The sequence below is a fragment of the Bacillus sp. LR--39 genome (assembly GCF_053613335.1).
On the sequence record NZ_JBSIOT010000251.1, the window covers coordinates 1 to 1,201 of the forward strand.

At 45.5% G+C, this 1,201-nt stretch carries 2 protein-coding genes; one reads left to right on the forward strand and one right to left on the reverse strand.

The genetic code is table 11. The annotated features are described in order from the left end of the window. On the forward strand, nucleotides 1-398 hold a 398-nt coding region (locus ACWHAR_RS22245; RefSeq protein WP_452087852.1), incomplete at its 5' end, for a nitroreductase family protein. A gap of 36 nt (nucleotides 399-434) precedes the next feature. Here the strand turns inward: ACWHAR_RS22245 and ACWHAR_RS22250 are convergent. Further along, on the reverse strand, nucleotides 435-1,201 hold a 767-nt coding region (locus ACWHAR_RS22250; RefSeq protein ID WP_452087853.1), incomplete at its 5' end, for an LPXTG cell wall anchor domain-containing protein.

Here is a 1,201-nt window from a genome sequence, read left to right on the forward strand (position 1 = left end):
CGAAGGATATCAAATATAATGCGGACTACATCAAACGTCATTTAAAAGAAGTAAAACAAATGCCTCATGACGTGTACGAAGGCTATTTAAGCAAAACAGAAGAATTCCAGAAAAACGATTTGCATTTGCTTGAAAGTGAAAGAACATTGTTTGACTGGGCATCAAAACAAACTTATATCGCGCTTGGCAACATGATGACTGCCGCTGCGCAAATCGGTGTTGATTCTTGCCCGATCGAAGGCTTCCAGTACGATCACATTCACCGTATTCTTGAAGAAGAAGGCCTTCTGGAAAACGGAAGCTTCGATATTTCTGTGATGGTGGCATTTGGCTACCGAGTGAGAGACCCTCGTCCGAAAACAAGATCTGCTGTTGAAGATGTTGTGAAGTGGGTTTAAATACAGAAAGCTGCTCGCATAGCGAGCAGCTCTTTTTTATGCCTGATTCGCTCTATTCTGTTTTCTCCTCTGATGTAAGTACAATGCCGTGCCGAGTGCACTAATCAGAAATCCGGCCAACAGGATCGAGTACATGGATGTGGCTGTGTCCGGAAGCAGGCCGCCAGCCGGACCGTCTGTTCCTGATCCGCCCGAACCGTTTCCACCAGAGCCGTTAGTCGGTTGAGTGCCGGGAGGCGTATCATTTCCTCCGTTTCCGTCAGTTGGCTGTTTTCCGCCTGGTTTGTCGGAGCCTCCGCCATGATTGCCGTCATCACCGCCTGTCGGCTGGTCGGACGGGAATGCCGGCGGTTTGTTGTTCGAACCGGAATTTAAGATCGTGTATTCGCTGAAGTGGTTTGTATATCCTGTCACCATATCATCATCGACTGATCCGTGACCTGTCTTTGTGAAAGCTTTCTTTTTTCTATCGACGTGATAAATGGCAGGGTTATGGGCTTCTTCAATATCAAACATGCGAAGCGAAAGCTGTACGGGCTCCTTGAATGATTTTATTTCTTTTCCTTTTTGCTTCACTGTAAAGTCATATACATCTGACAGTGACACATCCAATTCTCCCGTGGACTTGATTCCGATTGCAGTGTCTGCGGTTTTAAGGTTCGCCATTGGCATCTTCATGCTGTACCAGTAGTTGAACACCGTCAATGAAGGATCTGATTCTCTTTCTTTCAAAAGTTTGACCTGATCTTTTTTCATTTTAAGATTGATAGGCTTCTCTTGAGATCCTTCATGTGTTCCGTAAT